The organism is Rhizobium sp. X9 (genome assembly GCF_018873185.1).
GTDB classification, from domain to species: Bacteria; Pseudomonadota; Alphaproteobacteria; order Rhizobiales; family Rhizobiaceae; genus Agrobacterium; species Agrobacterium oryzihabitans.
This window is the reverse complement of the sequence record NZ_CP071311.1, coordinates 2,154,734-2,179,226: the sequence shown is the minus strand read 5'-3', so window position 1 is coordinate 2,179,226 and position 24,493 is coordinate 2,154,734. Positions and strand designations below refer to the sequence as shown.

Below are 24,493 nucleotides of genomic sequence, written 5' to 3'. Positions count from 1 at the left end.
CTGCATCAGAAAATCTGAAAGATGGCATCACGAAAAGGCTTTTGACCTTTTAAGGGGATGGCGATACCGCCTTGCCGAAACGGCTCCGGTTTTGCCGCGTATATTGGCCGTCATCCGGCCTGGTCATTCGCCGGTTGCCTGAAGCTGCAGAAATATCAATTCGCCGCATGCATTGATGTTGCCCATCTCCGGTGACAGCGCCTTGCGGCACAGGGGATGTTCCCATGTCGCTCGACCGTCTGGCTCCGGCCATCTTCGTCTTTCTGTGGTCGACCGGCTGGGTCACCGCCAAATATGCCGTTTATTATACGGGGCCGCTGACCTTCCTGTGTCTGCGGTACATATTGGCGGGTGCGCTGTTGTGGGGCATCTGCCGGCTCTCCTCCATTCCGTGGCCGGAGCGGCGCGCCGACGTCTTCCGGGCGATCCTGTCCGGCGTTTTCCTGCATGGTCTTTATCTCGGCATGATCTGGTGGGCGATAGGGCAGGGCGTGCCGGCGGCGATCGGCGGCATCATTGCCGGTTTGCAGCCCCTGATGACGGCGGTGGCGGCCCGCTACATGATCGGCGAAAAAATCTCGCCCTTGCAGAAGGCCGGCCTGCTCATCGGCTTTGTGGGCATCGCCATTGCGGTTCTCCCCAAGGTCATGGCGTCAGGCGCACTTGGCCTGTCCGTGCCGCTTTACGCCGTTGCGGTGAATGTCCTTGGCATGACGTCGGTGACCTATGGCACGCTCTACCAGAAGAAATACGTCCATGGCGGAAACATCATGGCGGTTGCCACGCTGCAATATGTCGGCGCTTTGCTGGTCACCATTCCCTTCGCGCTATTGCTGGAGGACGGGCATGTGGACTGGAGCCTCGGGCTTGCCGCCACGCTTGCCTGGTCTGTCGGGGCAATCTCCATCGGCGCCGTGGCGCTGCTTCTTTATCTGATCCGGCGCGGGCAGGTCTCGCGTGCGGCCTCGCTGATCTATCTCGTGCCGCCGCTTGCCGCCGTGGAAGCCGCCCTGCTTTTCGGGGAAACGCTGACGCCTGCCATGATCGCCGGCACGGTTCTGGCGGTGACGGGGGTTTACCTCGCCAATCGCAAGCCTGCCGCAGCGGTTGCGGTACGTTAATTACCACAACCTCATATTAGGGGTTTGTTAACCATAAAATTATACCTCTCGTTAATCTAGAGATTTGGCGGGGGTTACATGTCTATTTCACGTCGTGGTGTTCTGTTTGGATTGCCGCTGTTTCTGGCCGGCTGCGCCAATACCGGCATCGGCCAGCAGAGGCTTAATTATGCGGCGAAGCCGGAAGAGAAATTCCCGCTTCCCGCCATGCATCTGGACAAGGTCAAGCCGGAGCTTCGCCGGCAGGAAGTCGCCTATGATACCGCGCATCCGGCCGGAACGGTGGTTGTGGATACGCCGGCGCGGCGGCTCTATTATGTGATGGGTGACGGACGGGCGATGCGTTACGGCGTCGGTGTCGGGCGGCAGGGGCTTGCGCTCAAGGGCGACGCCTATATTGGCCGCAAGTCCGAATGGCCTTCCTGGACGCCGACCGCGAATATGATGCGCCGCGATCCGCGCAATCTGAAATTTGCCGGCGGCATGGCGGGCGGCCCGAACAATCCGCTCGGCGCGCGTGCCCTTTATCTTTATCGCGGCGGCAACGACACCATGTTCCGCCTGCACGGCACCAACCAGCCGCAATCCATCGGCCACGCCATGTCCAGCGGCTGCATCCGCATGCTCAACCATGACATTATCGATCTCTATAGCCGCGTGCCTGTCGGCTCCAAGGTCGTCGTGTTGCAGGCCTGACGGAAAGGCGGATTTTTCCGCCTTTGCCGCACGAAAAAATGTCTGAAGCCTTAAGTTGATTTTTCCGGACTAATGTGAGTTTTATACGGTGAAATCAACTATTTGTAGAAAATCGACTTTTGCTTATTTTAGGTAGTCCTGCAATATCGGAAACGTGATTTCCGCTCTTCGGGACGTGTATCCATAAACGTGCCAGCGCGCTTTAACCGGCGCTTCATCACTTCAACGGGGACACATCTACATGGCAGCTTTCGACAATCTCTCCCGCTACCGACCTTACGCCCTTGCGGCGTTGCGCATCATCGCGGCACTGCTTTTCATCGAGCACGGAACACAGAAGCTCTTCGGCTTCCCGGCATCGCAGATGCAGGGTTCGCTGCCGACAATGCTGTTGGTGGCGGCGCTTCTGGAACTCGTCGGCGGCATTCTCGTGCTGATCGGCCTGTTCACGCGTCCGGTCGCCTTCATCCTTTCCGGTCAGATGGCTGTCGCCTATTTCATGGCGCATGCGCCAAGCAGCTTCTTCCCGGCCCTGAACGGCGGTGACGCCGCCATCCTGTTCTGCTTCGTCTTCCTTTATCTGGTCTTTGCCGGTCCGGGCGCTTTCTCGGCGGATGAACGCCGGGCCTGATCTGCGAGACCATTGTTCACCGGTCTCTTTTACCAAAGCCCCGCATGGTGATGGCCATGCGGGGTTTCATGTTTTCAAAGGGTGAAAACTTCGGCCGCCGCCGAAGCATAGATGGTTGTTTTCGGAGTAGGAACGGTTCATCCTGAACGCTGTTGGAAAATCGATCCGTGACCTCTCAAAATCCCATTGCCCGCGAATTGCTGCTGCTCGCCCTCCTGTCCACGCTGTGGGCGGCATCCTATACATTCATCAAGATCGGGGTGGAGACGATACCGCCGATCACCTTCATCGCATCGCGAACGCTTATAGCCGGTCTGCTGCTGCTCGCGGTCATCCGGCTGCGCGGGCTGCGTTTGCCGAGGGATTTTGCGACCTGGCGGCTTTTCTTCATTCAGGCCTGCATCAACAGCGTGTTGCCCTTCACGCTGATCGCCTGGGCGGAGCAGAGCATCGATGCCGGTCTTGCCGTCATTCTCAATGCGACGACGCCGATCTTCACCTTTCTTCTCACGGCACTCGTTATCCGGCATGAACAGGTCAGCGGGCGAAAGCTGTTCGGCACCATTGCGGGCATGACGGGTGTGTGCCTCATCATCGGTCTCGATGCGCTTGGTGGTGCGGGGGAGGCGCTATGGGGCCAGCTTGCGATGCTGATAGCGGCCTTTTCCTATGCCTGCGCCGCCATTTTCAGCAAGAACTTCAGGGGGCTTGATCCGATCATGCCGGCTGCCGGCTCAATGATTTGCGGTGCAGTCCTGCTGTTGCCGCTGAGCCTGATCGTCGACCGGCCATGGACTCTGTCTCCGTCTGCGGCTTCCCTCACGGCGCTTGTGTGCCTGAGCGTATTTTCCACCGCCCTTGCCTTCATGATCTATTTCCGGCTGATGCAGACGCTCGGCTCGGTTGGCACCACGTCGCAGGCCTATCTCAGGGTCCCGATCGGTGTTGCCATCGGCATGGTGTTTCTGGGAGAAGTGCCGACATCAGCCATGTGGGTGGGGCTCGTCTGCGTGATCGCCGGTGTGCTGGCCATGACCTTGCCATCGCGGCGTCGTCCGGTGGCGCAGGGTGGGTGAGGGGAAAGCAAAGCCCCGTTAGCCGTGGTTTGCGGGGATTGATTTGCAAGGGGTGCTGCGTGTCGCCTTCTCCCCGAGGGGGAGAAGGTCGCGGCAGCGGGATGAGGGGGCAAGGGTGGAGATATATAAGGAGAGGGCGCCCCCTCATCCGACCCTTCGGGCCACCTTCCCCCCAGCGGGGAGAAGAAACGCGCGGCAACGCCGAGCCCGGAAGGACTTGTGCCCTTTGTCTTGCAGGGTGGTTTTGAAGGCAAAGAAAAACCCCGCTGGCGGTGGCCTGCGGGGTTCGATTGGTGAGTGAGCGATTGCGTCTTGTCGCCTTCTCCCCCACTGGGACAAGAAACGCTAGGCAATGCCGAGCGTCCTCAACCTATGCAGGGCAAATTAACGGTTGCGGCCGCGATTGCCGTTGCCGGAAGCGCGCTTTTCCTGGCCGTTGCCGCCAGCAGGCGCGTGACGGTTGGCGCCGCTGCCGCCGGGTTTGCGGGCGGGGCGGCGGTGCTTGCGGGGGCCGGCCGGACGACCTGCATCGCCTTCAGCCTGCTTCACGCGCTTGAAGTCTGACGTGACTTCCAGATCGTTGTCCGCATCGCGCGGTGCGTGGTTGCGGGACGGGCGGGATTCGCCGTTGTGACGTCCACCTTCACGCGGGCCGCGCTGCTGGCCGCCATTGTTGTTGTTGCGGCCGCCACGGTTGTTGTTCGGGCGCGTCGGGCTGGCGAGACCGGCCGGACGTTCGCCTGAGGCAACCGGGATATCGATCTTCATCAGCTTTTCGATATCGTGCAGCAGGCGGGTTTCGTCCGGCGCACAAAATGCGATGGCGATACCGTCGCGACCGGCGCGGGCGGTACGGCCGATGCGGTGAACGTAAGCATCAGGCACTTCCGGCAGGTCGTAGTTGAAGACGTGCGTCACGGCCGGAATGTCGATGCCGCGGGCGGCAACGTCGGTTGCGACCAGCACCTTGATGTCACCGTCCTTGAAGCCCTTCAGTGCCCGCTCGCGCTGGCCCTGGCTCTTGTTGCCGTGGATGGAGGCAACCTTGAAGCCGATATGTTCGAGATGCTTGTAAAGCTTTTCCGCGCCGTGCTTGGTGCGCAGGAAAACGATGGCGCGGCCATCCGGGTTCTCGTTCAGCGACTTCTTCAGGAGATCGGTCTTGTCGTTCTTGCCGGCGACGAAATGCACGTACTGCTCGACCTTGTCGGCAGCCTTGCCCGGAGGGGTCACTTCCACCTTGACCGGATCGGTCAGGTAGCTGTGCGAGAGATCGGCGATCGCCTTCGGCATGGTCGCAGAGAACAGAAGCGTCTGGCGCTTGGCCGGGACCATTCTGGAAATCTTGCGCAGGTCGTGGATGAAGCCGAGATCGAGCATCTGGTCAGCTTCGTCCAGCACCAGATAGGTCACCTTGGAGAGCGAGATGGCGTTACGGGCAATGAGGTCCAGCAGACGGCCGGGTGTCGCCACCAGAATGTCCGTGCCCTTTTCCAGCTGAAGCTGCTGCTTGTTGATCGACGCGCCGCCGACAACCTGGTTGATGCGCAGCGGCGTCTTCTTCACGAAGGAGCGCAGGTTGTCGCCAATCTGGTTCACCAGTTCGCGGGTCGGCGCAAGGATGAGGGTGCGGGTGGTGCGGTTTGCCGGACGGTCGGCTTGCTTCATTAGCATTTCGATGATGGGCAGGCCGAAGGCGGCCGTCTTGCCGGTGCCGGTCTGTGCGAGGCCGATCAGGTCACGGCCTTCAAGCAGCAGCGGAATGGCCTTTGCCTGAATGGGGGTAGGGGTGGTGTAGCCAAGTTGGGTAACGCTGGCCACGATCTTTTCGGAGAGGCCGAGTTCGCTAAAACTGGTCAATATCTTGCCTTTCGGGGCGCCAAAACAACCTCAACCGGAACAGGGCTGCTGTCCGGTGGTTTCGGCGTCAAGAACCCCGCGTGAATTGGGAACTTGTGGGTTGGAATAACTTTCTGCGCATCAGTGCGGCAAGTGCCGTCTTCTGTATTCGTTGCGCTTTTCCTTCATGCGGGCCAAGTCATCTTGATCATACGCTGCAGCTCACGCGGCTGCCGAAGGTGAAAGCTTGACCGGCATGTGGGCGTTTTGTGCGTTAAAGTCAAGCGATAGTTTTGTAACGCCCCTGTCCGGCGGCGCATGGCAGCCATGCGCAAGGTCGGTCGTTTAGGGTCGGAATGGTGCGGCCGGGGCGAATAATTATGGTTAAAAAAGGGTAGAGATACCCCGTCCTACATAGCAAAGAGCGATTTTCTCACATAACGTTTTTTGTGACGACGTCCGGAAATATTTGATTCGACAGGGATGGAACTGCACGGTGTGGAGTATCGATTGACCGAAGGCAGCGGGTTGCTGGAAAAAGCTTACAGGGCCGTTGCCGCCCTGGACCTGCCCGCGTGCATCAAGGACAGCGAGCTTCGCTACCTCATGGTCAATGTCGCCTATGCCCGGGTCATGGGGCGCCCGCCCGCGTCATTTCAGGGCCATACCAGCTTTTCCCTTTCCGCCGACATTCGCGATGCCGAGCGCGAGGACAGGGAGCGCCGCTCGCTGGTCTTTGCCACGGACGAGGTGATTGCCTGTCATGGCGCTGCGTCCTCTGCACCGCACACGCTTCGCTGCGAGCGCTTCATCGGCGATGACGGCAATCTGTTCCTGTTCGAGGTGTTCGAGGACATGCCGGCGGCGATCGTGGAAGGTTTTCCGGGCGGCAGCAGCGCGTTCGACCTGCTGTTCGGCAGCGGCGTGATCGACCTCATCGATGCCGGCATCGTGATTTATGACCGCGACAACCGCCTGGTCTATTGCAACACGCGCTTCGCCGAATTCTACAGCGCCTTCGGCGTCGAGCTGAAGCCGGGTGTGCGACTTGAGACGCTGATGGAGGCCGTTTATTTTTCGGGCGGCTACAGCGGCGCGAAAGAAGACGATCCTGCGTTTGAAGGTTGGATGCGGGAGCAGCTGCGGGATTTTTCACTGCCCTATCTGGAAAGGGTGGAGCAGTTCGCCGATGGCCGCTGGGTCCGCATGGTCAACAAGCGGCTGGAAAACGGCATGCTGGTCGGCCTGCGCGTCGATGTGACGGAGTTCAAGGCGCATGAGGCGCTTCTCAGCACGCAGATCCGCGAGACCTGGCTGCTGCGCGCCGCACTTGAGCAGTTGCCGGTGGCGGTCTTCCTGCGCGACGATGAGCGTCGCCTGACTTTTGCCAATACGGCTTACGAACAATTCCTCGGAGGCGATCTCAGCCGCTATATCGGGATGACCGAAAGCGAGATGTTTCCGGAGGACAGCGAGCGGTTCCGGATTGAAAACGAGCGGCTCCTTGCAACCGGCGAGGCGATAGAGAAAGCCGAGACCCTGCCGCTGCCGGATGGCGGTTCGGTTCCGGTGATAACGCGGGTCGGCCGGGTGGCGACACCCGATGACGAATATTATCTGGTCGGTTCCATCACCGATGTCAGCCTCCTGCACGAGCGGGAAAAGGCCCTGATCGCCGCGCAGGCAGAAGCCGAGGCGCTGCATCGCCAGCTGGAGGCGGTTCTTCACGCCCTGCCGGTCGGTGTGCTGCTGCTGAGCCCCGATCTCGTCATCGAATATGTCAATCCGTTCTTCCATGAAGTCTGGGGCGAGATAGGCGGCGAGAAGTCGCTTGTCGGCAAGAGCTATCGCGAATTCATGGAGATGAATTTCGAAAGCGGCCTTTATGATTATGGCGACATGCCCTTCGAGGAACTCTATAACCAGAGGGCGGAGCGGCTTCTCAGCGAAGAGGTTTTCGCACCCCGGGAGGTGCGCAGCAAGAGCGGCAAGGTCACCGTCATCTCGAAAACCCGCCTCGATGGCGGTAAGATTCTCAGCACCTATGCCGATGTGACGGATGTGCGCATGCGCGACGCCGAGATCAGCAAGGCGAAGGCCGAGCTGGAGCGTGTCGGCGAATATATGCAGGGCGCCACGCGCGCCATGGCGCAGGGGCTGGTGCTTGTCGAACAGGGCACGATCATCATGTCCAACGAGGCGATGGCGCGGATGTTCGACGTGCCGCCGCATCTCCTCGAAAAGGGCTGCAACTGGTCGGGTTTCTTTGCCCATTGCGCCGGTCGCGGAGATTTCGGCACCGACGAGGAGGCGGCCGGGACGCTCGCCGCCTGGAGAGAGAATATCGCCGCCAACAGGCCTTTCTCCTGGCTCATCCACGTCGCCGGCAAGACCTGGCTCAATCTGGAAGCCACCAACAGTTCCGGCAATTACTGGCTCATCATCGTTACCGACGTCACCGAGATGAAGATGCGCGAGGAGGAGTTGCAACGGCTGCTTTCGCGCGCGGAAGCGGCGGATCGGGCCAAATCGGAATTCCTGGCCAATATGAGCCATGAAATCCGCACGCCGATGAACGGCGTCCTCGGCATGGCGGAGCTTCTGGCCAAGTCCAAGCTGGATACGCGCCAGAAAACCTTCACCGATATCATCGTCAAATCCGGCAATGCGCTTCTGACGATCATCAACGACATTCTCGATTTCTCCAAGATCGAGGCCGGGCAGATGCGGCTGCGCAGCGTGCCGTTCGATCCAGCGGAGGCTGTGGAGGACGTGGTTTCGCTGCTGTCCTCGGCGGCGCTGGAAAAGGACATTGAGCTGGTCGTCCGGATCGATCCGTCCGCTTTCGGCAAGGTCATGGGTGACGCCGGACGGTTCCGCCAGATCGTCACCAATCTGGTCGGAAACGCCGTCAAGTTCACGGAAACGGGACATGTGCTGATCGAGCTTTCGGCGCAGTCGGCGGAAGCGTCCGAGGCGATCCTGTCGCTGCGTGTCGAAGACAGCGGCATCGGCATTCCGGCCGACAAGCTGGAAACGATTTTCGACAAGTTCAGCCAGGTCGACGGTTCCGCGACGCGCAGGCACGAGGGAACGGGGCTCGGGCTGGCGATCACCGTCGGCCTCATCGGTCTTTTCGACGGTGTGATCAATGTCGTGAGCGAGGTCGGCAAGGGATCGACCTTCGAGGTCAATATTCCGTTTCAGGTGACCGAGAGACGGCGCGACGTTCCGCTGCCGGCCATGGCGATCGACGATATCCGGGTGCTCGTGATTGACGACAACGACGTCAACCGCCGCATATTGACCGAGCAGCTGCGGACATGGGGTATCGACGGCCATGCGGTGGAGGACGGGCCGTCCGGCATTGCCGTGCTGCAGGAGGCAGCGTCTCTCGGCTTTGCCATCGATGCCATCATCCTCGATTATCATATGCCTGTTATGAACGGGCTGGATGTTGTCGAGAGGATAAGGGCGGATAGTCGTTTCGACGATATCGCCATTGTCTTCCTGACCTCGATGGATGTCGTCGGCGACGAGACCCTGTTTACCGATCTCAGCATTCAGGCGCATTTGATGAAACCCGCGCGGGCGCGTCTTTTGCGCTCAACCCTGTTCGATGTGGTGCGGGATGTGCGGTTGAAGCGCGCCCGGCAGCACCCGCCCAAAATGGGGGCGGAGGGTGGCAATGGGCCGGTCCGGACGGAAGGCGGTCCTGCCGAGAAGGCGCAGCGGCCTGCGCCGCCGGCGGCTCCAGACCGGCGCGGGCCCTGCCTTGTCGATGTGCTGGTCGCCGAAGACAACGACGTCAACCAGATCGTCTTCACCCAGATCTTGCAGCAGGCGGGTTTGCGGTTCCTGATCGTCGGCAATGGCAAGAAGGCCGTTCAGGCGTGGGAGGAGCACAATCCCGCGGTCATTCTCATGGACGTCTCCATGCCTGTCATGAACGGGCATCAGGCTACACTAGCGATCCGCGCCGCCGAACAGGCGGCTGCCGACGGCCGGCATGTTCCGATCATCGGCGTAACCGCCCATACGCAGGACGCGGACCGCGAGCAATGCCTGGCAGCCGGCATGGACGACTATCTGTCGAAACCGATCAGTCCTGAAATACTCGAGGACAAGATCGCGCAATGGCTGGGGGACAACCGGTCGCGCCGCGACGTGCCGACCGCCTGACGATGCCCGCCGGCTGTGCAGGATGTCTCAGCGGGCGGGCTTGGTGCCGCAGAGCATTTCGCGTTTTCCGGCAAAACCCTTGCGGCGCTCCAGATCGAAACCTGCGGCGATGAGGTTGCGGCGGACGAAACCGGCGGCGGCATAGGTGGCGAATGTGCCTCCCCGTGCCGTCTTGCCGAACAGCGTCTGCATGATTTCCAGCGACCACATGTCCGGATTGCGGGCAGGGGCGAAGCCATCCAGAAACCAGGCGTCGAAGCTTTCGGTGCGTCCGGCAATGCCCGCGAGCGCTTCGCCGCACACCACCGTCAATCGTGTCTGGTCGTCCAGTTCGATCTCGACTTCGCCTTTAGGCTCTTCCGGCCAGCGGGCGACGAGCGCCTTGCGTTCAGCATCCACTTCCGGCCAGCGGGACAGCGCCCGGTCGATCTCGTCCGCCTTCATCGGGTAAAGTTCGAATGACATGAAATGCAGCTTGGAGCGGCCGTTGCTGACCTGTCTCCGGGCCTCCTTCCATTGACGCCAGGTTTCGCAGAGATTGAGGCCGGTGCCGAAGCCGAGCTCGCCGATGCGGAAGACACCTTCCCGCTCAAGCCAGCGTTGCGGCAGGCCGTTTCCGGACAAAAACACATGGCCGCATTCCAGCCTGCCATCGGTCTGGCAATAAAAATGATCGTCAAAGGCCAGTGAATAGGGCATATCCCCCTCACGCCAGTCGAGCGCGGTGGGCGGGTTGTCGGCTGCCGAACCGACATCTGCGGTGTTTTCCTTGGAATGTGTCATGACCAATGCCGATAATCCCGCTTTTGAACCTGGTCAATCGCCAAGATTGCCGGTTTCCGTGCCTCTCATCATCGTCGGCGGCGGCATCATGGGGCTATGGGCCGCCGTCAAGGCGGAACGGCTCGGCATAAACGCCCTGCTGGTGGAGGCGGACCGGTTTGGCTGCGGGGCGAGCGGCGGGCTGTTGGGCGCGCTGATGCCGCATATGCCGGACCGCTGGTCGGACAAGAAACAGTTCCAGTTCGACGCGCTGGTGGCCCTCGAAAGAGAGATTGCCGAACTGGAGGCAGAGACCGGACTTTCCGCCGGTTACCGGCGGTGCGGCCGGATCATTCCCCTGCCGAAACCGCATCTGCGCACCATTGCCGAACGGCATGAGCGGGATGCCGGCGAAAACTGGGTCTCGGGTGAACGCCGGTTCCATTGGCATGTCGATGACAGCCCTTCCGTTGCCGGATGGGTGGATGATGCGGCGGGGGAGGCGGGCTTCGTGCTCGATACGCTGGCGGCAAGGGTTTCGCCGCGTGCGATGATCGCCCTTCTGTCAGCTTTCCTACAAAAGGCCCGGCATGTGCGGGTGGTGGAGCGGTGCCGCGTGCTTTCGCTTGATCCGAATGGTGGGCGAGCGATGCTGTCGTCGGGAGACGATGTTCACTTCGGCCATGCTGTCGTTGCCAACGGTCACGATTCCTTTCCCCTGATCCGCGATGCGCTCGGTCTCGACGCAGGTGTCGGGCTTGGTCAGGCGGTGAAGGGTCAGGCGGCCCTTCTCGACGCGGCGGCCGATCCGGCCATGCCGGTGGTGTTCCTGAACGGCCTCTATATCGTGCCGCATGAGGACGGCACCGTTGCCATCGGCAGTACCAGCGAAGATTGTTTTTCCGACCCATCCAGCACCGACGAAAAGCTGGAAAAACTGCTTGCCGAAGCCTGTCGGGTCGTGCCGGCGCTTGCCCGCGTGCCAGTACTGGAGCGCTGGGCGGGGCTGCGGCCGAAGGCGGTTGGAAGGGATCCGATGGTGGGGTCTGTCGCCGGCCATCCGAAGCTTGTCGCGCTGTCAGGCGGCTTCAAGGTCAGTTTCGGCCTTGCCCATTTTCTTGCCGATGCAGCCTTGCAAAGCGTGTGCGGTCACACGCCTGTCATCCCCCCTGGTTTTCGTCTTCAAGAACACGTGAGTATTGCCGTTACGGACTTTAGAAAGTTCTGATTGGGTGGCTTACGTCGTTAATCTGTCACGCAAATCACTTATCTGCTGGCCTGCAACGAGGCCGTTTTGGCCGCTTTTGCGTCGAGGTGACAGCGCATGCGATACGCCATTCATTTCACGCCTTCCCCCAATGACCCCCTGACGCTGGCAGCCGCCGCGTGGCTGGGGCGCGATGCCTATTCCGGTCAGGCGGTGGAGCCGCCGGGCATGATCGATCTCGGCATGCAGGAGATTTCATACCACACGGCGCTGCCGCGCCGGTATGGTTTCCACGGCACGATAAAGGCGCCTTTCCGGCTTGCCGAGGGCCATTCCGAAGCCGCGCTTTTGCGCGACCTGATGTATTTTTCCGGCAAGCAGGAGCCCTTCACGTTGCCACAACTGGTGGTAGCGCGTCACGAGAATGTTTTCAGTCTCGTTCCCGAGCGTCCCTGCGAAGTGCTGCATTTTTTTGCGGCCCGCGTCGTGCAGGAATTCGACCGTTACCGTGCGCCGCTCTCCGAAGCGGAAATAGAGCGGGCGGATCCCGACCGTCTCTCGGCTTCGCAGCTGACCAATCTGCATCGCTGGGGCAGCCCGCATGTGATGGATGAGTTCCGGTTCCAGATGTCGCTGACGGGCGGTGTCGAACCCTCCAGCAGCCAGAGGATCGAGCGCGCCGTGCGCAAGGTTTTCGAGCCGCTCCTGACGCGGCCGTTGCCGTTTTCGAGCCTTGCGCTTTTTATCGAGGATGAGCCTGGCGCACCTTTCCGTGTGCACTCGCTTCATCCCATGGGCCGCGTTTCCGCCCGCAAAATCGCCTGAGAAGCGTCGCTCGGGAATCGTACACAAAAATGCATCGGAATGTCGGCAAAAATCATCTCGACATTCCGGATGCGGATGCTACCGTCCGCGCATCGCATGTCTGAAGCGTGTGGAGTTCTCCCGTTCGGGATTGCGCGCTTCAGAGGCTTGTTTGCTTCCCAGGAGCGGTTTCCGTCTTGGGAGAGATGTTTTGGGTGGCTGAATGATTTCCGAAAATTACTCCCGCAATCTGGTGGGCTACGGCCGCAATGTGCCTGATCCGAAATGGCCGGGCGGTGCGCGCATCGCCGTGCAATTTGTCATCAATTACGAAGAGGGCGGCGAAAGCTGCATTCTCGACAATGACAAGGCGTCGGAATCGCTGCTGTCGGAAATCGTCGGCGCGCAGCCCTGGCCCGGGCAGCGTAACCTGAACATGGAATCGATCTACGAATATGGCTCGCGCGCCGGTTTCTGGCGGCTTTGGCGCATGTTCACCGGCCTCGGCGTCACCACCACCGTTTATGGCGTGACCGCCGCCATGGCCCGTAATCCCGAAGCCGTTGCGGCCATGAAGGAAGCGGGCTGGGAAATCGCCAGCCACGGTTATCGCTGGCTGGAATACAAGGATTTCTCCGAGGAGGAAGAGCGCAAGCATATTGCCGAAGCCGTGCGCCTCCATACTGAAGTGACGGGCGAACGTCCCTTTGGCATGTATCAGGGCAAGCCTTCGGACAATACCCTGCGCCTCGTCATGGAAGAGGGCGGGTTCCTTTATTCATCGGATTCCTATGCCGACGATCTGCCCTATTGGGTGAAGGGCGTGGGCGACGATCCGTTCCTCATCATTCCCTATACGCTTGAAACCAACGATATGCGTTTTGCCACGCCGCAGGGTTTCAATTCCGGCGACCAGTTCTTCACCTATCTGAAGGACGCCTTCGACGTTCTTTATCAGGAAGGGCTTGAAGGCGCGCCGAAGATGATGAGTGTCGGTCTGCATTGCCGCCTCGTTGGCCGTCCCGGCCGCGCCGCGGCCCTTCGCCGTTTCATCGAATATGTACTGGGTCACGACAAGGTATGGATCCCGCAGCGGATCGAGATTGCCCGTCACTGGCATGAAAACCATAAGCCGGTGGCTCCGTGATGGTGGCGCGGGACGAATTTGTCACCCGTTTCGGTGGCGTGTTCGAACATTCGCCTTTTATCGCCGAGCGCGCCTATGATGTCGGAGGCGCAGGTCTGGAGTTGACGGCGAAGGCGGTTCATGGCGCATTATGCGCGCAGTTTCGTGCCGCCTCCGAAGCGGAACGGCTTGGCGTTCTGCGGGCACATCCTGATCTTGCCGGCAAGCTCGCAATCGCGGGTGAGTTGACCGCGGATAGCCGCAATGAACAGGCGGGCGCCGGGCTCGACCGGCTGTCGCCGGAGGAGCATGCGCGCTTCACCGAGCTGAATTCCGCCTATACGCAAAAATTCGGCTTTCCCTTCATCATTGCCGTCAAGGGGCTGAACAGGCACGATATTCTTTCCGCCTTCGAGGCGCGTATCGACAATGATGCGGCGACAGAATTTGCGACCGCTACGGCGCAGGTAGAAAAGATTGCCTGGCTGCGCCTTTCCTCGATGCTGCCGGAGGGCTGAATTGGCGAGCGGCCGCCGTTCCGTTATACTCGCGCTGTCTGGAGATTGACCCCATGAGACCTTCCGAGGTGCTGGAAAAGAACAGGGAAGCGATCCGCGAAGCGACAAAGCGCTTCAATGCGGCAAACCCGCGCGTTTTCGGCTCCGTCGCCCGCGGCGAGGACCGGCCGGACAGCGATCTCGATATTCTGGTGGATGCGCTGCCGGGCACGACATTGTTCGATCTTGGCGGATTGCTGGAGGAACTTAAAGCCATACTCGGTGTCGAAGTCGATGTCGTCACCTCAGGCGGTCTGCGTTCGGATATCCGGGCGCGTGTTCTGGAGGAATCCAAAGCGGTATGAGTTCAGATCGGCTCCTGCTCTACCTGACGGAAATGGATATTGCCGCTTCGCGAATATCCGATTTCACTCACGACATGGACGAATCAACTTTTTCTTCCGATACGCGCACCCAGATGGCTGTGATGATGGGCCTTGCCCTGATTGGCGAGGCTGTCGCAAAGCTCGACAAACACTACCCCGCGTTTCTACAACAGCATCCGGAAATCCCTTGGCTGAAGATGAAGGGTATGCGCAATCTGATCGTGCACGACTATTTTCGGGCGGAACTTTCAGTCGTATGGAAAACGATCACTGAGAGTATTCCCGATTTACAGGCGCGCCTCTCTCTTCTCCGAAACTGGCATGCCCAAGGTGAATGACATTGACTGATTTTCTCGAGATCAAGCCGCTGACCAAAGAGGCCTTCGCATCCTTCGGCGATGTGATCGAAATCACCCCATCTTCCATGCGCCACATCAATGGCGGCCAGACCGAGCGACATCATGCGCTTGCCGCACCGGAGGCGGCGGGTGAGGGCGCGCGTATCATTCTCAATATCTTTCGCGGACAGGCGCGGGCGTTTCCGCATGAAATCGAGATGATGGAGCGGCATCCGCTTGGCAGCCAGAGCTTTTCGCCGCTTTCCGGCAGGCCTTTCCTCGTTGTCGTTGCGGAAGATGACGGCGGCCGGCCCGCGCGGCCGCAGGTGTTTCTGGCGCGTGGAGACCAGGGCGTGAATTACCGCCGCAATGTCTGGCACTATCCCCTGATGCCGTTGCAGGCGATTTCAGATTTTCTGGTTGCCGACCGCGAGGGGCCGGGCAACAATCTGGAAGAGTATTTTTTCGATGAACCCTTCATGATCGCGGAGCCCCAGCCATGACCGGTCTGACTACCCATGTTCTCGACGCCGCCCATGGCGTGCCCGCCGAGGGGCTGACGATCGAGCTTTACCGGCTTTCCGGTGATCGCCGCGAGAAGCTGAAGACGGTCAAGACCAATAACGACGGCCGTGTGGATGGCGGGCCGCTGCTTGTCGGCGACAGCTTCAAGGCGGGCGAATATGAGTTGATTTTTCATGCCGGCGATTACCTGCGGAGTAAGGGTGTGGAACTGGCGAAACCCGCCTTTCTCGACATCATACCCATCCGTTTCGGCATTGCCGACGAGAGCGGCCATTACCACGTGCCGCTTCTGCTTTCGCCCTATAGCTATTCCACCTATCGAGGAAGCTGACCGCCATGATCTTTGCCGCCATCGCCGATATTCATGGAAACTGTGCCGCGCTGGAGGCGGTGCTTGAGGATATCGCCCGGCTTGGCATCAAGGACATCGTCAATCTCGGCGATTGCTTCAGCGGCCCCCTGGAAGCGGGTTTTACCGGTGATGTGCTTGTTGGTAACTGGATACCCAGCATTCGCGGCAATCATGACCGGGAACTGATCGAGCGTGCGCCCGAAGAGATGGGTAGCTGGGAAAGGCCCGCTCATGCGCAGATGACCGCCGCACATCTGGATTGGCTGCAGACGCTGCCATTCAGCATGGTTTTCAAGGATGTCGCCTATTGCTGCCACGGTTCGCCACGCAGCGATCTGGAATATTGGCTTGAGACGCTTTCGCCGGAGCGGGTGCTGAAGTTGCGGCCGCTGGCCGAGATCGAGGCGATGGCTGATGGCATCACCCAGCCGCTGATGCTGTGCGGCCATGCGCATATTGCCCGCACCGTGCAGCTTTCCGATGGCCGGCTGATCGTCAATCCCGGCAGCGTCGGCTGCCCCGGCTGGAAGGACGACACGCCTTTCGACCATCACGTCGAGGCCGGGCATCCGCTTGCGAGCTATGCCGTGCTGGAAGAGACGACGCGCGGCTGGCAGGTCTATTTCCGGCAGATACGCTACGACAATCTTGCCATGGCAGAGATGGCGAGGGCCAACGGCATTCCCTATCTGGCCGATGCGCTGGCGAGCGGTTGGCTTCACAAGGATGCTTGAATTATGCGGGGAGTTGTACTATTTATTGTACAACTCCTATTGAGGTTACAATTATGCGCACGGTGATGTTTTCAAAAGCACGCGAATCCCTTGCATCGCTTCTGGATGAGGTGGCGCAGGATCGCGTGACTGTGGAAATCGTGCGGCGCGACAAGCCGTCAGCCGTTCTTATCGATAAGGACGAATACGAAGGCTTGATGGAAACCTTGCATCTCTGCTCGTCGCCGGAGAATTTTGCCAGACTTAGAAAATCGATGTCCGACGTGGACGCTGGGGTTTTCGAAAGCCACGATCTCATCGACTGATTTTTTTTTATAATCCATCGCGCATGAGTGCGAGCTTCCATCAGGAGAAACTCTCTCATGCAGCAAAAGGGTACGATTGCTCTCTGCTGGAGCCACCAAGGCTGGGAAGACTATCTTCACTGGCAGCAATATGATCGCAAGATGCTGGAACGCATCAATGAACTCATAAAGGATTGCCGGCGGCATCCGTTTGAAGGCATCGGAAAACCCGAGCCGCTGCGTTTTCAGTTGAAAGGTCTTTGGTCACGCCGGATTTCGCAGGAGCATCGGCTTGTCTATGAGCTACGCGGTGAAGGGGAAAAGACTGTCCTGATTATTCACCAATGCCGCTTTCACTACTGATCCTCACCCCTCGCTGGTCATCACCACACAGGCATAAGACTGCGCCTTCAGTTCCTTGCAGGCGGAGACCGCCGAAGACTGGTCTTCGAAACCGGTGAAGCGGGCGCGGTAGAGCGTTGCCGAGCCGCTTTGCACCGCTTCGGTATAGGGGGCGATTCCGGCGTAACTGCCCGCGATATTGGAGCGGGCATTGGCGAGCAGCGAGCGGGCCGCAGCTTCGCTGTCGGTGGCGGCGATCTGCACTTCCCAGCGGCTGCGCTGGCCCGTGGGCTGGCTGATGGCGGCAGCGGGTGCGGGTTTCGGAATGGCCGAGACCTGGATCATGTCCGCCATCTGGGTGTTGGCCGTGGCAATCTGCATGGCGACCGGATCCTGGCGGCGTTCGGCAAACATCGGCAAGGGTACCGCTTCAGGCGGCACATCGAAGGTGCGGCTGACATTGGCGCTGGCGACGAGCTGTTCGGTATTGCGGCTTCTCGATGCCTGCGGCACGGCCTTGTCCAGAAGGGCGGCCATCTGCGCATCTCGGCTGCGCGCGGTCTTGCCGCCGAGCACGACACCGACGACGCGGCGGCCATTGTGATTAATGGCGCTGACAAGGTTGAAGCCGGACGCATTGGTGTAGCCGGTCTTGATGCCGTCCATGCCCTGATAACGGTACATCAGATTGTTATGGCCGCGGATGCGCTTGCCCCGGAAGCTGAAGGATTCCATGGCAAAAAGGCCGTATTCCTTGGGAAAGTCGCGCTGCAGCGCAAGGCCGAGCTTCGCCATGTCGCGCGCGGTCGTCACCTGCGATTTGCTGGGCAGGCCGGAGGCGTTGCGGAACACCGTCTTCGTCATGCCGAGCTGGCGTGCCTTGCGGGTCATCATCTCGGCGAACCTTGCTTCAGAGCCGCCAAGGTGATCGCCCATGCCTTCCGCCATGTCGTTGGCGGATTTGACGATCATGCCATAAACGGCCTCACGCACGGTGAAGGTCTGACCCTGGCGCACATAAAGCTTCGAGGGGATGGTGGCTGCGCCGTTCTTAGACATGGTGATCTTCTGGTCCCAGCGGATCCGGCCGGCGTGCAGCGCCTCGAAGGTCATGTAGAGCGTCATCATCTTGGTCAGCGAGGCGGGGTGGTTCAGCACATCGGCATTGCGGGCGGCCAGAACCTTGCCGGTATTGGCATCCATGATGAAGTGGGCGTAACCGGCCCGGGCAGGCGATGCCTGCAATGAGAGGATCGCGCAAAAGAAGGTGAGTGCGAAGACCCATGCACCCGCCATTCCCCGTTTGACCGTTCCCGACATAATCCACCCCTTTTTGTTCGATCGCCGCAATGAGCGAAGTTTTACTGACACTTTCCGGCAACAAAACCGCTAAAACTTTAGAGATCGCTTTCATGCTTAATTAAGAATGAATTTCAACCCGCACGCGGCTTCCACAATTTCCTTGAAAAGAAACCAACCATCCGGTATGTTTTAAAATATGACAAATGCACATGAACGTAAAAAGCAGCCCGAGGTCGTGCGTCGCAATCTTCTGGATTGCGCGGCGAAACTTGCTGCTGATCAGGGTGTTGCCGCACTTTCGGTGCAGGCGGTGGCCAATGCGGCAGGGGTGACGAAGGGCGGGCTGTTCCACCATTTCGCCTCCAAGCAGGTTCTGCTGGAAGCAGTGATGGCGGACCTGATTTCGGCGCTGGATGCGGAAATCGATGCGCTCATCTCACAGGATTGTGAAGCTTACGGATGCTTCACGCGGGCCTATGTGAACGCGGTTTTTGCCGATCGCGGCCGGGATTCGGGCAGGCAATGGGCCGCGCTGTCGGTTTCCATGGTCGGTGAACCGTCGCTTCGGCGCATGTGGACCAGCTGGTTCGAGGGGCGCCTGAGCCGTCATAAAGAAACGGATGACCGGGTGGTACTGGAACTGGTGCGGCTTGCGGCTGACGGCATCTGGTTTGCCGATCTTCTGGCCGACGATGGCAGGGCAGGTGGTGACAGGGCGGCTCTCAAGACGCAGATGATCGCCCAGACGAAAAAGGAAATGGAACGATGAACGCGGCTGTCTTTACCTATGGAGCGCTGGTAGCGGCCATTGTCTGCGAGGTTATCGCGACCTCTTTCCTGCAGCAGTCGCAGCAATTTACCAAGCTCTTGCCGACGGTGCTGATGGCGCTGTTTTACGGTGCGGCCTTTTATCTGCTGTCGTTCACGCTGCGGGCGCTGCCGGTCGGCGTTGCCTATGCGATCTGGAGCGGGCTCGGCATCGTGCTGATTTCCGCCATCGGCTATTTCGTGTTCCGGCAGACGCTGGATATTGCTGCGGTGGTTGGTCTCGGTTTCATCATCACCGGCGTCGTGATCGTCAACGTGTTTTCGAAGACGGTGGGGCATTGAGACTGGCAGCTGAGGTCCTTCGCGAGGATAACATCCGCACACCGTCAACCCGGACCTGATCCGGGGTCCAGTGCGATCAAGGACTTGATCGCATAATTCGCTCTTCACGGCGCAGACGCGCCGTGGCTGGATGCCGGATCAAGTCCGGCATGACGGCAGAGAATGGAGCGGCCTCCGACGTATCTCTGGAGCGCCTTCTGTCTTGTCCAACATCACGCCAGAATGCTGCGGTCCACATCCGTAATCAGCCTTTTGCCACAAAGCGCCATGCTGACATCCATCTCCTTGCGGATGATCTCCAGCGCCGTGGTCACGCCCTGCTTGCCATCGGCACCGAGGCCATAAAGGAAGGGCCGGCCGATATAGGTGCCCCTGGCGCCGAGCGCCACGGCCTTCAGCACGTCCTGACCGGAGCGGATGCCGCCATCCATATGCACCTCGACTTTATCGCCGACGGCATCGACGATCTTCGGCAGCATGGCGATGGAGGAATGCGCACCGTCGAGCTGGCGGCCGCCATGGTTGGAGACGATGATGGCGTCCGCGCCGGTATCGAGCGAGGCGCGTGCATCTTCTTCGTCAAGGATGCCCTTGAGGATAAGCTTGCCGCCCCAGCGCTCCTTGATCCATTCGACATCTTTCCAGGACAGGCGCGGATCGAACTGCTCCGCCGTCCAGGAGGAGAGCGAAGAGAGGTCGGAGACATTTTTCGCGTGGCCGACGATGTTGCCGAAGCTGCGGCGCTTGGTGCGAGCCATGTCGAGGCACCATTTCGGGCGTGTCGCCATCTGCCAGATGTGTTTCGGGGTGAATTTCGGCGGCGCGGAGAGGCCGTTGCGCAAATCCTTGTGGCGCTGGCCGAGGATTTGCAGGTCGAGCGTCAGCACCAGCGCCGAGCATCCGGCGGCCTTCGCCCGGTCGATCAGGTTGTTGACGAAATCCCGGTCCTTCATCACGTAAAGCTGGAACCAGAAGGGTTTCGAGGTGACGGAAGCGACATCCTCGATGGAGCAGATGCTCATGGTGGAGAGCGTGAAGGGCACGCCGAATTCTTCGGCCGCTTTGGCGGCCAGCATTTCGCCATCGGCATGCTGCATGCCCGTCAGTCCGGTGGGGGAGAGGGCTACCGGCATGGATACCTTCTCGCCGACCATTTCGGTGGCCAGCGACCGGTCGGTCATATCCACCAGCACGCGCTGGCGCAGCTTTATCTTTGCAAAATCATCCTCATTGGCGCGGTAGGTGCCTTCCGTCCATGCGCCGCTATCGGCGTAGTCGAAAAACATTTTTGGCACACGGCGTCGTGCCTGATTTTTCAGGTCCGCTATGGTCAGGATTTTGCCCATGGATAAAGCCTTCACATTTGAATGATGGCTTCACATAACACGAATGTGGCGGCTGCGACATCAAAATCGACGGGGTATCAGCCCCAGAAAGCCCGCAAAAACAGCTCGGCTCCCAATAAAAGCAGGCAGATGAGGAACCAGCGCCGGAATGTGGCCGGGCTGACGATGTTACGGATCTTCTGGCCGAGCCACATGCCGAGAAGCGCGGGCAGCACGGCGAGTGCGGAAAGCGACAGGTGCTCGACGCGGAAGGCACCTTGCGAGGCTAGGCCCGCGGCAAGCGCAATGGTCGAAACGGTGAAGGAAAGGCCGAGCGCCTGCACGAGATCGTCGCGGTTGAAGCCGAGCGACTGGATATAGGGCACGGCGGGTACGACGAAAATTCCGGTGCCGCCGGTCAGCAGGCCGGTTGTCAGCCCGATGGCCGGCGAGAGGCTGGATTCCAGCCGTGCCGGAACGGAGAGGGGTTTGGCGAAGAGGCTGTAGGCCGCATAAGCCGCAAGGCACAGGCCGAGCGCTGAGGTGGTCCAGATGCCGGTGCCTGCCGTCATCAGCCGGATGCCGATGAGGGTGCCGACGGCGATGGCGATCATCATCGGCCATAGCCGCGCGACGATGGCCCTGAAATCCGGCCCGGCCAGCAATTGCCAGATATTGGTGACGAAGGAGGGCAGGATCAGCAGCCCGGCGGCAAGGACGGGCGGCATGAACAGGCCGAGCACGCCCATGGCGACGGTGGGCAGTCCCATGCCGGTCACGCCCTTGACGATGCCTGCGATGATGAAGGTCGCGAGAACCATGAGCAGGGTGGTTGTGTCTAGATTCGGCACGGGGCACTCCAAGGGTCATTCGCATTTCGGCCGACCGGCGGCGGCAATCGCATGAAGCTCGGCGTTGCGCCGGGTGGGGGAGAAGGTGGCCCGAAGGGTCGGATGAGGGGGCACGTCGCCGTAACTCCCCTTGCCCCCTCATCCCGCTGCCGCGGACTTCTCCCCGGCGGGGAGAAGAAACAAGTGGCATCCGCTCGCTCCATAGATATTGGTTTAAGCGAGATCGTGACCGGATGTTTCGGCCTCAGCCGAACTATGCAAGCGTGCTTTTCATCGCCTTGCCGGCCACGTAGGTTTCGACGACGGTGCGGTCGTCGCCCATGGTGAGCATCAGGAACAGTTCTTCGGTCAGGCTTTTCACCACTTCCATCTTCAGCGCCATGGCGGGGGTGGAGGAGGGGTTGAGCACGGTGATGTCGGCATCCGTGCCGGCATCGAGCGTGCCGATGCGGTCGACCATGGAAAGCGCTTCGGCATTGCCGCGCGTCATCAGATACCAGCTTTCCAGCGGGTTGAGGCGCTCGCCCAGCAATTGCTGGATCTTGTAGGCCTCATCCATGGTGCGCAGCATGGAATAGCTCGATCCGCCGCCGATATCGGTCGCAACCGCGATACGAACAGGCTTTTCGCGCCGTTGCAGTTTTTTCATCGGGAACAGGCCGGAGCCGATGAACAGGTTTGAGGTGGGGCAATGCACCGCCACCGCGCCGGTTTCCGACAGCACATCCGCTTCGCGCTCGGAGAGGTGGATGGCGTGGCCGAGCAGGGTCTTGTTGCCCATCAGGCCGTAGCGCACATAGATGTCGGTATAGTCGGTCGCTTCCGGGTAGAGCTCGCAGGTATATTTGATCTCGTCGAGATTTTCCGAGAGATGCGTCTGGATGAAGAGATCGGGAAATTCCTGCGCCAGCGCCTGCGCGGCTTCCATCTGCTTCGGCGTGGAGGTGATGGCGAAGCGGGGGGTGATGGCGACGTGGTTGCGGCCCTTGCCGTGCCAGTCGGCGATGACCTGACGCGTCTCGTCATGCGAGGTTTCCGGCGTATCCAGCAGGCCCTGCGGGGCGTTGCGGTCCATCATCACCTTGCCGCCGATCATCAGCATGTCGCGCTTCAGGGCTTCCGCGAAAAAGGCGTCGGCGGAGGTCTTGTGCACGGAGCAATAGGCGGCAGCCGTGGTGGTGCCGTGGCGCAGAAGCTCATCGTAAAAATGCGTGGCGATGCGCTGCGCGTGCGCGGTCTCAACGAAACGGCATTCTTCCGGAAAGGTATAGGTGTTCAGCCATTCAAGAAGATTGGCGGCATAGGAGCCGATGACCTGCATCTGCGGAAAATGCAGGTGCATGTCGATGAAGCCCGGCATGATGAGATGCGGCCGGTGATCCTTTTCCTCGATATCTTCGGGGGCCTGCTTGCGGATATCGGCGTAGTCGCCGATGGCAGCGATCTTGCCGTCTTCTATCAGCAGGCCACCGTCTTCGATGTAGAGATAGCTTTGCGTATCGTCGATTGCGAGCGGCGCGCGGCGGAAGCTCAGCAGGCGGCCACGCAGCAGAACCATGCTCATTCAGTCTTTCCTTCGGCTTTTCCGGCCCCGGAAACCGCGCTTTCATACCAGGCGGTCAGCAGCTTGCGCTCATCCGGGGTGATGGCGGTGATGTTGCCGGGAGGCATGGCATGGCTGCGGCCGGCTTGCAAATAGATTTCGCGCGCATGGGCGGCGATCTGTTCGTCGGTTTCGAGCTTCACCGATTTCGGTGTGAAGGGCACGCCTTCCCACACCGGCTCGGCCGCATGACACATGGAACAGCGGCCCTGAACCACATCGCGGGCCTTGGCGAAATGGGCGTCGGCGACGAATTGCTGCTGCATCGGCGAGAGTGTCGCGGCCTTCTGTTCTTCTTCGCCGGTCAGCACCTTCGGCACGGTGGAAAGCCACATGATGACGATGAAGATGAGGGCGGTCAGCAGCCAGGTCCAAGTCGGCTTGCCCTTGCGGGCATGGGTGGTGTTGAACCAGTGGCGGATGGTGACACCCATCAGGAAGACGAGTGCCGCGATGATCCAGTTAAACTGTGTGGCAAAGGCCAGCGGATAATGGTTCGACAGCATGAAGAAGATGACGGGCAGCGTCAGGTAGTTGTTGTGCAACGAGCGCTGCTTGGCGATGCGACCATATTTCGGGTCCGGCGTGCGCCCGGCGATGAGGTCTGCGACGACGATCTTCTGGTTCGGAATGATGATGAAGAACACATTCGCCGACATGATGGTGGCGGTAAATGCACCGAGATGCAGGAAGGCGGCGCGGCCGGTGAAGACCTGCGTATAACCCCATGCCATCGCCACCAGCGCGACGTAAAGCACGATCATCAGGCCCCAGGTATTGTTGCCGAGCGGCGATTTGCAAAGGAAATCGTAAAACAGCCAGCCGATGGCAAGCGAGGCGAGCGACAGACAGATGGCCTGGAACTGCGTAAGCGCCAGCACCGAATGGTCGATGAGGAAGAGATCCGCGCCGCCGTAATAAACGATGCAAAGCATGGCAAAGCCGGAAAGCCAGGTGACATAGCTTTCCCATTTGAACCAAGTCAGGTGCTCGGGCATCTGGGCAGGCGCGACCAGATATTTCTGGATGTGATAAAAGCCGCCGCCATGCACCTGCCATTCCTCGCCATAGGCTCCCGGCGGCAGATGCGGCCGTTTGACCAGCCCGAGATCGAGCGCGATGAAATAAAAGGATGAGCCGATCCAGGCGATGGCGGTGATGACGTGGAGCCAGCGGACGGCAAAGGCCATCCATTCCCACGCAATGGCATATTCGTACATGCGGTTCCCCTGATCCTTGTGCAGCGCACCTTGCGAGAAATTTGGCCTTTAGGAAAGGGAAAAGCAGAGGGCGGGAGGTGATTGTTCACAATCCGGTTCGCTTGTGTCCACAACATCAGCCGAAGTGGCTCGCCTCTGGTGGCAGGCCCGGTAAAGTTGCAGCGGAGGTTTGCTGTCGCA

The 24,493-nt window shown here is 60.1% G+C and carries 25 protein-coding genes; 18 read left to right on the top strand and 7 right to left on the bottom strand.

Annotated features, from left to right (window positions below; genetic code table 11):
- Positions 1–224 precede the first annotated feature (224 nt).
- The 4 genes from JZY08_RS10690 (at position 225) to JZY08_RS10675 (ending at position 3,524) form a co-directional block, all read left to right on the top strand.
- Positions 225–1,121, top strand: coding sequence for a DMT family transporter (locus JZY08_RS10690; protein WP_216330116.1), 897 nt, complete (start codon positions 225–227; stop codon positions 1,119–1,121).
- 78 nt (positions 1,122–1,199) lie between these two features.
- A complete protein-coding gene (locus JZY08_RS10685) occupies positions 1,200–1,817 on the top strand; it encodes a L,D-transpeptidase (protein WP_003491624.1) in 618 nt (205 codons plus the stop codon).
- 241 nt (positions 1,818–2,058) lie between these two features.
- Positions 2,059–2,448, top strand: coding sequence for a DoxX family protein (locus tag JZY08_RS10680; RefSeq protein ID WP_035220073.1), 390 nt, complete (start codon positions 2,059–2,061; stop codon positions 2,446–2,448).
- Positions 2,449–2,615: 167 nt separating this feature from the next.
- On the top strand, positions 2,616–3,524 hold the full coding sequence (locus JZY08_RS10675) for an EamA family transporter (RefSeq protein WP_003491620.1): 909 nt from the start codon (positions 2,616–2,618) through the stop codon (positions 3,522–3,524).
- A gap of 384 nt (positions 3,525–3,908) precedes the next feature.
- Here the strand turns inward: JZY08_RS10675 and JZY08_RS10670 are convergent, their stop codons facing one another.
- A complete protein-coding gene (locus JZY08_RS10670; RefSeq protein ID WP_003491617.1) occupies positions 3,909–5,384 on the bottom strand; it encodes a DEAD/DEAH box helicase in 1,476 nt (491 codons plus the stop codon).
- Between the two features lie 462 nt (positions 5,385–5,846).
- Here JZY08_RS10670 and JZY08_RS10665 point away from each other — a divergent pair, with 462 nt between their 5' ends.
- The gene (locus JZY08_RS10665) at positions 5,847–9,545 is read left to right on the top strand and encodes a response regulator (RefSeq protein WP_216330115.1); all 3,699 of its coding nucleotides are present in this window, start codon (positions 5,847–5,849) and stop codon (positions 9,543–9,545) included.
- 27 nt (positions 9,546–9,572) lie between these two features.
- On the opposite strand, the gene mnmD is transcribed toward JZY08_RS10665, so the two are convergent.
- Entirely contained in the window at positions 9,573–10,328 is a 756-nt protein-coding gene (gene mnmD, locus JZY08_RS10660) for a tRNA (5-methylaminomethyl-2-thiouridine)(34)-methyltransferase MnmD (RefSeq protein WP_082182784.1), read from the bottom strand.
- Between mnmD and JZY08_RS10655 the strand changes: the two genes are divergently transcribed.
- The 11 genes from JZY08_RS10655 to JZY08_RS10605 all read left to right on the top strand — a co-directional run bounded on the left by JZY08_RS10655 (position 10,327) and on the right by JZY08_RS10605 (position 16,923).
- Complete coding sequence (locus JZY08_RS10655; protein WP_216330114.1) at positions 10,327–11,535, top strand: FAD-binding oxidoreductase; 1,209 nt, start codon at positions 10,327–10,329, stop codon at positions 11,533–11,535. The two genes, mnmD and JZY08_RS10655, sit on opposite strands and share 2 nt — an antisense overlap.
- 96 nt (positions 11,536–11,631) lie before the next feature.
- Positions 11,632–12,339, top strand: a complete 708-nt coding sequence (locus JZY08_RS10650; RefSeq protein ID WP_003491610.1) for a DUF1045 domain-containing protein — start codon at positions 11,632–11,634, stop codon at positions 12,337–12,339.
- 202 nt (positions 12,340–12,541) lie between these two features.
- Positions 12,542–13,465: an allantoinase PuuE gene (puuE, locus tag JZY08_RS10645; protein ID WP_216330113.1), complete on the top strand. Its 924-nt coding sequence runs from the start codon at positions 12,542–12,544 to the stop codon at positions 13,463–13,465.
- A complete protein-coding gene (uraD, locus tag JZY08_RS10640) occupies positions 13,465–13,962 on the top strand; it encodes a 2-oxo-4-hydroxy-4-carboxy-5-ureidoimidazoline decarboxylase (RefSeq protein ID WP_216330112.1) in 498 nt (165 codons plus the stop codon). The genes puuE and uraD overlap by 1 nt, the downstream gene beginning before the upstream one ends.
- 53 nt (positions 13,963–14,015) lie before the next feature.
- Positions 14,016–14,306, top strand: a complete 291-nt coding sequence (locus JZY08_RS10635) for a nucleotidyltransferase family protein (protein WP_216330111.1) — start codon at positions 14,016–14,018, stop codon at positions 14,304–14,306.
- Complete coding sequence (locus JZY08_RS10630; protein ID WP_216330110.1) at positions 14,303–14,665, top strand: DUF86 domain-containing protein; 363 nt, start codon at positions 14,303–14,305, stop codon at positions 14,663–14,665. Before JZY08_RS10635 ends, JZY08_RS10630 begins: the two co-directional genes overlap by 4 nt.
- Positions 14,666–14,667: 2 nt before the next feature.
- On the top strand, positions 14,668–15,168 hold the full coding sequence (locus JZY08_RS10625) for an ureidoglycolate lyase (protein WP_035241797.1): 501 nt from the start codon (positions 14,668–14,670) through the stop codon (positions 15,166–15,168).
- On the top strand, positions 15,165–15,521 hold the full coding sequence (gene uraH / locus JZY08_RS10620; RefSeq protein WP_082182777.1) for a hydroxyisourate hydrolase: 357 nt from the start codon (positions 15,165–15,167) through the stop codon (positions 15,519–15,521). Before JZY08_RS10625 ends, uraH begins: the two co-directional genes overlap by 4 nt.
- Before the next feature lie 5 nt (positions 15,522–15,526).
- On the top strand, positions 15,527–16,276 hold the full coding sequence (locus tag JZY08_RS10615) for a metallophosphoesterase family protein (protein WP_216330109.1): 750 nt from the start codon (positions 15,527–15,529) through the stop codon (positions 16,274–16,276).
- A 53-nt stretch (positions 16,277–16,329) separates the two neighbouring features.
- The gene (locus JZY08_RS10610) at positions 16,330–16,581 is read left to right on the top strand and encodes a type II toxin-antitoxin system Phd/YefM family antitoxin (protein WP_216330108.1); all 252 of its coding nucleotides are present in this window, start codon (positions 16,330–16,332) and stop codon (positions 16,579–16,581) included.
- 57 nt (positions 16,582–16,638) lie between these two features.
- Positions 16,639–16,923, top strand: a complete 285-nt coding sequence (locus tag JZY08_RS10605; protein WP_301183731.1) for a Txe/YoeB family addiction module toxin — start codon at positions 16,639–16,641, stop codon at positions 16,921–16,923.
- Positions 16,924–16,926: 3 nt separating this feature from the next.
- Here the strand turns inward: JZY08_RS10605 and JZY08_RS10600 are convergent, their stop codons facing one another.
- Positions 16,927–18,198, bottom strand: coding sequence for a D-alanyl-D-alanine carboxypeptidase (locus JZY08_RS10600; RefSeq protein ID WP_216331548.1), 1,272 nt, complete (start codon positions 18,196–18,198; stop codon positions 16,927–16,929).
- A 202-nt stretch (positions 18,199–18,400) separates the two neighbouring features.
- On the opposite strand from JZY08_RS10600, the gene JZY08_RS10595 reads away from it, so the two are divergent.
- A complete protein-coding gene (locus JZY08_RS10595; RefSeq protein WP_216330107.1) occupies positions 18,401–18,973 on the top strand; it encodes a TetR/AcrR family transcriptional regulator in 573 nt (190 codons plus the stop codon).
- Positions 18,970–19,314 (top strand): multidrug efflux SMR transporter, encoded by a 345-nt coding sequence (locus JZY08_RS10590; protein ID WP_216330106.1) that lies wholly within the window; start codon positions 18,970–18,972, stop codon positions 19,312–19,314. The genes JZY08_RS10595 and JZY08_RS10590 overlap by 4 nt, the downstream gene beginning before the upstream one ends.
- Positions 19,315–19,526: 212 nt before the next feature.
- Here JZY08_RS10590 and JZY08_RS10585 read toward each other — a convergent pair whose 3' ends face one another.
- The 4 genes from JZY08_RS10585 to puuD form a co-directional block, all read right to left on the bottom strand.
- A complete protein-coding gene (locus JZY08_RS10585; RefSeq protein WP_216330105.1) occupies positions 19,527–20,660 on the bottom strand; it encodes an alpha-hydroxy acid oxidase in 1,134 nt (377 codons plus the stop codon).
- Between the two features lie 77 nt (positions 20,661–20,737).
- Positions 20,738–21,460 carry a sulfite exporter TauE/SafE family protein gene (locus JZY08_RS10580; RefSeq protein ID WP_216331547.1) on the bottom strand — a complete coding sequence of 241 codons (723 nt, stop codon included), beginning with the start codon at positions 21,458–21,460 and terminating at the stop codon, positions 20,738–20,740.
- 283 nt (positions 21,461–21,743) lie between these two features.
- Positions 21,744–23,054, bottom strand: a complete 1,311-nt coding sequence (gene guaD / locus JZY08_RS10575) for a guanine deaminase (protein WP_216330104.1) — start codon at positions 23,052–23,054, stop codon at positions 21,744–21,746.
- Positions 23,051–24,313 carry a urate hydroxylase PuuD gene (puuD, locus tag JZY08_RS10570; protein WP_078051737.1) on the bottom strand — a complete coding sequence of 421 codons (1,263 nt, stop codon included), beginning with the start codon at positions 24,311–24,313 and terminating at the stop codon, positions 23,051–23,053. The genes guaD and puuD overlap by 4 nt, the downstream gene beginning before the upstream one ends.
- Positions 24,314–24,493: the final 180 nt, after the last annotated feature.

Excerpts from the sequence above, each read along its gene's own strand:
- JZY08_RS10690 (WP_216330116.1), top strand. The coding sequence starts at position 225 with ATGTCGCTCGACCGTCTGGCTCCGGCCATCTTCGTCTTTCTGTGGTCG.
- JZY08_RS10685 (WP_003491624.1), top strand. The coding sequence starts at position 1,200 with ATGTCTATTTCACGTCGTGGTGTTCTGTTTGGATTGCCGCTGTTTCTG.
- JZY08_RS10680 (WP_035220073.1), top strand. The coding sequence starts at position 2,059 with ATGGCAGCTTTCGACAATCTCTCCCGCTACCGACCTTACGCCCTTGCG.
- JZY08_RS10665 (WP_216330115.1), top strand. The coding sequence starts at position 5,847 with ATGGAACTGCACGGTGTGGAGTATCGATTGACCGAAGGCAGCGGGTTG.
- JZY08_RS10655 (WP_216330114.1), top strand. The coding sequence starts at position 10,327 with ATGACCAATGCCGATAATCCCGCTTTTGAACCTGGTCAATCGCCAAGA.
- mnmD (WP_082182784.1), bottom strand. The coding sequence starts at position 10,328 with ATGACACATTCCAAGGAAAACACCGCAGATGTCGGTTCGGCAGCCGAC.
- JZY08_RS10650 (WP_003491610.1), top strand. The coding sequence starts at position 11,632 with ATGCGATACGCCATTCATTTCACGCCTTCCCCCAATGACCCCCTGACG.
- puuE (WP_216330113.1), top strand. The coding sequence starts at position 12,542 with ATGATTTCCGAAAATTACTCCCGCAATCTGGTGGGCTACGGCCGCAAT.
- uraD (WP_216330112.1), top strand. The coding sequence starts at position 13,465 with ATGGTGGCGCGGGACGAATTTGTCACCCGTTTCGGTGGCGTGTTCGAA.
- JZY08_RS10635 (WP_216330111.1), top strand. The coding sequence starts at position 14,016 with ATGAGACCTTCCGAGGTGCTGGAAAAGAACAGGGAAGCGATCCGCGAA.
- JZY08_RS10630 (WP_216330110.1), top strand. The coding sequence starts at position 14,303 with ATGAGTTCAGATCGGCTCCTGCTCTACCTGACGGAAATGGATATTGCC.
- uraH (WP_082182777.1), top strand. The coding sequence starts at position 15,165 with ATGACCGGTCTGACTACCCATGTTCTCGACGCCGCCCATGGCGTGCCC.
- JZY08_RS10615 (WP_216330109.1), top strand. The coding sequence starts at position 15,527 with ATGATCTTTGCCGCCATCGCCGATATTCATGGAAACTGTGCCGCGCTG.
- JZY08_RS10610 (WP_216330108.1), top strand. The coding sequence starts at position 16,330 with ATGCGCACGGTGATGTTTTCAAAAGCACGCGAATCCCTTGCATCGCTT.
- JZY08_RS10605 (WP_301183731.1), top strand. The coding sequence starts at position 16,639 with ATGCAGCAAAAGGGTACGATTGCTCTCTGCTGGAGCCACCAAGGCTGG.
- JZY08_RS10600 (WP_216331548.1), bottom strand. The coding sequence starts at position 18,198 with ATGGCGGGTGCATGGGTCTTCGCACTCACCTTCTTTTGCGCGATCCTC.
- JZY08_RS10595 (WP_216330107.1), top strand. The coding sequence starts at position 18,401 with ATGACAAATGCACATGAACGTAAAAAGCAGCCCGAGGTCGTGCGTCGC.
- JZY08_RS10590 (WP_216330106.1), top strand. The coding sequence starts at position 18,970 with ATGAACGCGGCTGTCTTTACCTATGGAGCGCTGGTAGCGGCCATTGTC.
- JZY08_RS10585 (WP_216330105.1), bottom strand. The coding sequence starts at position 20,660 with ATGGGCAAAATCCTGACCATAGCGGACCTGAAAAATCAGGCACGACGC.
- JZY08_RS10580 (WP_216331547.1), bottom strand. The coding sequence starts at position 21,460 with ATGGTTCTCGCGACCTTCATCATCGCAGGCATCGTCAAGGGCGTGACC.
- guaD (WP_216330104.1), bottom strand. The coding sequence starts at position 23,054 with ATGAGCATGGTTCTGCTGCGTGGCCGCCTGCTGAGCTTCCGCCGCGCG.
- puuD (WP_078051737.1), bottom strand. The coding sequence starts at position 24,313 with ATGTACGAATATGCCATTGCGTGGGAATGGATGGCCTTTGCCGTCCGC.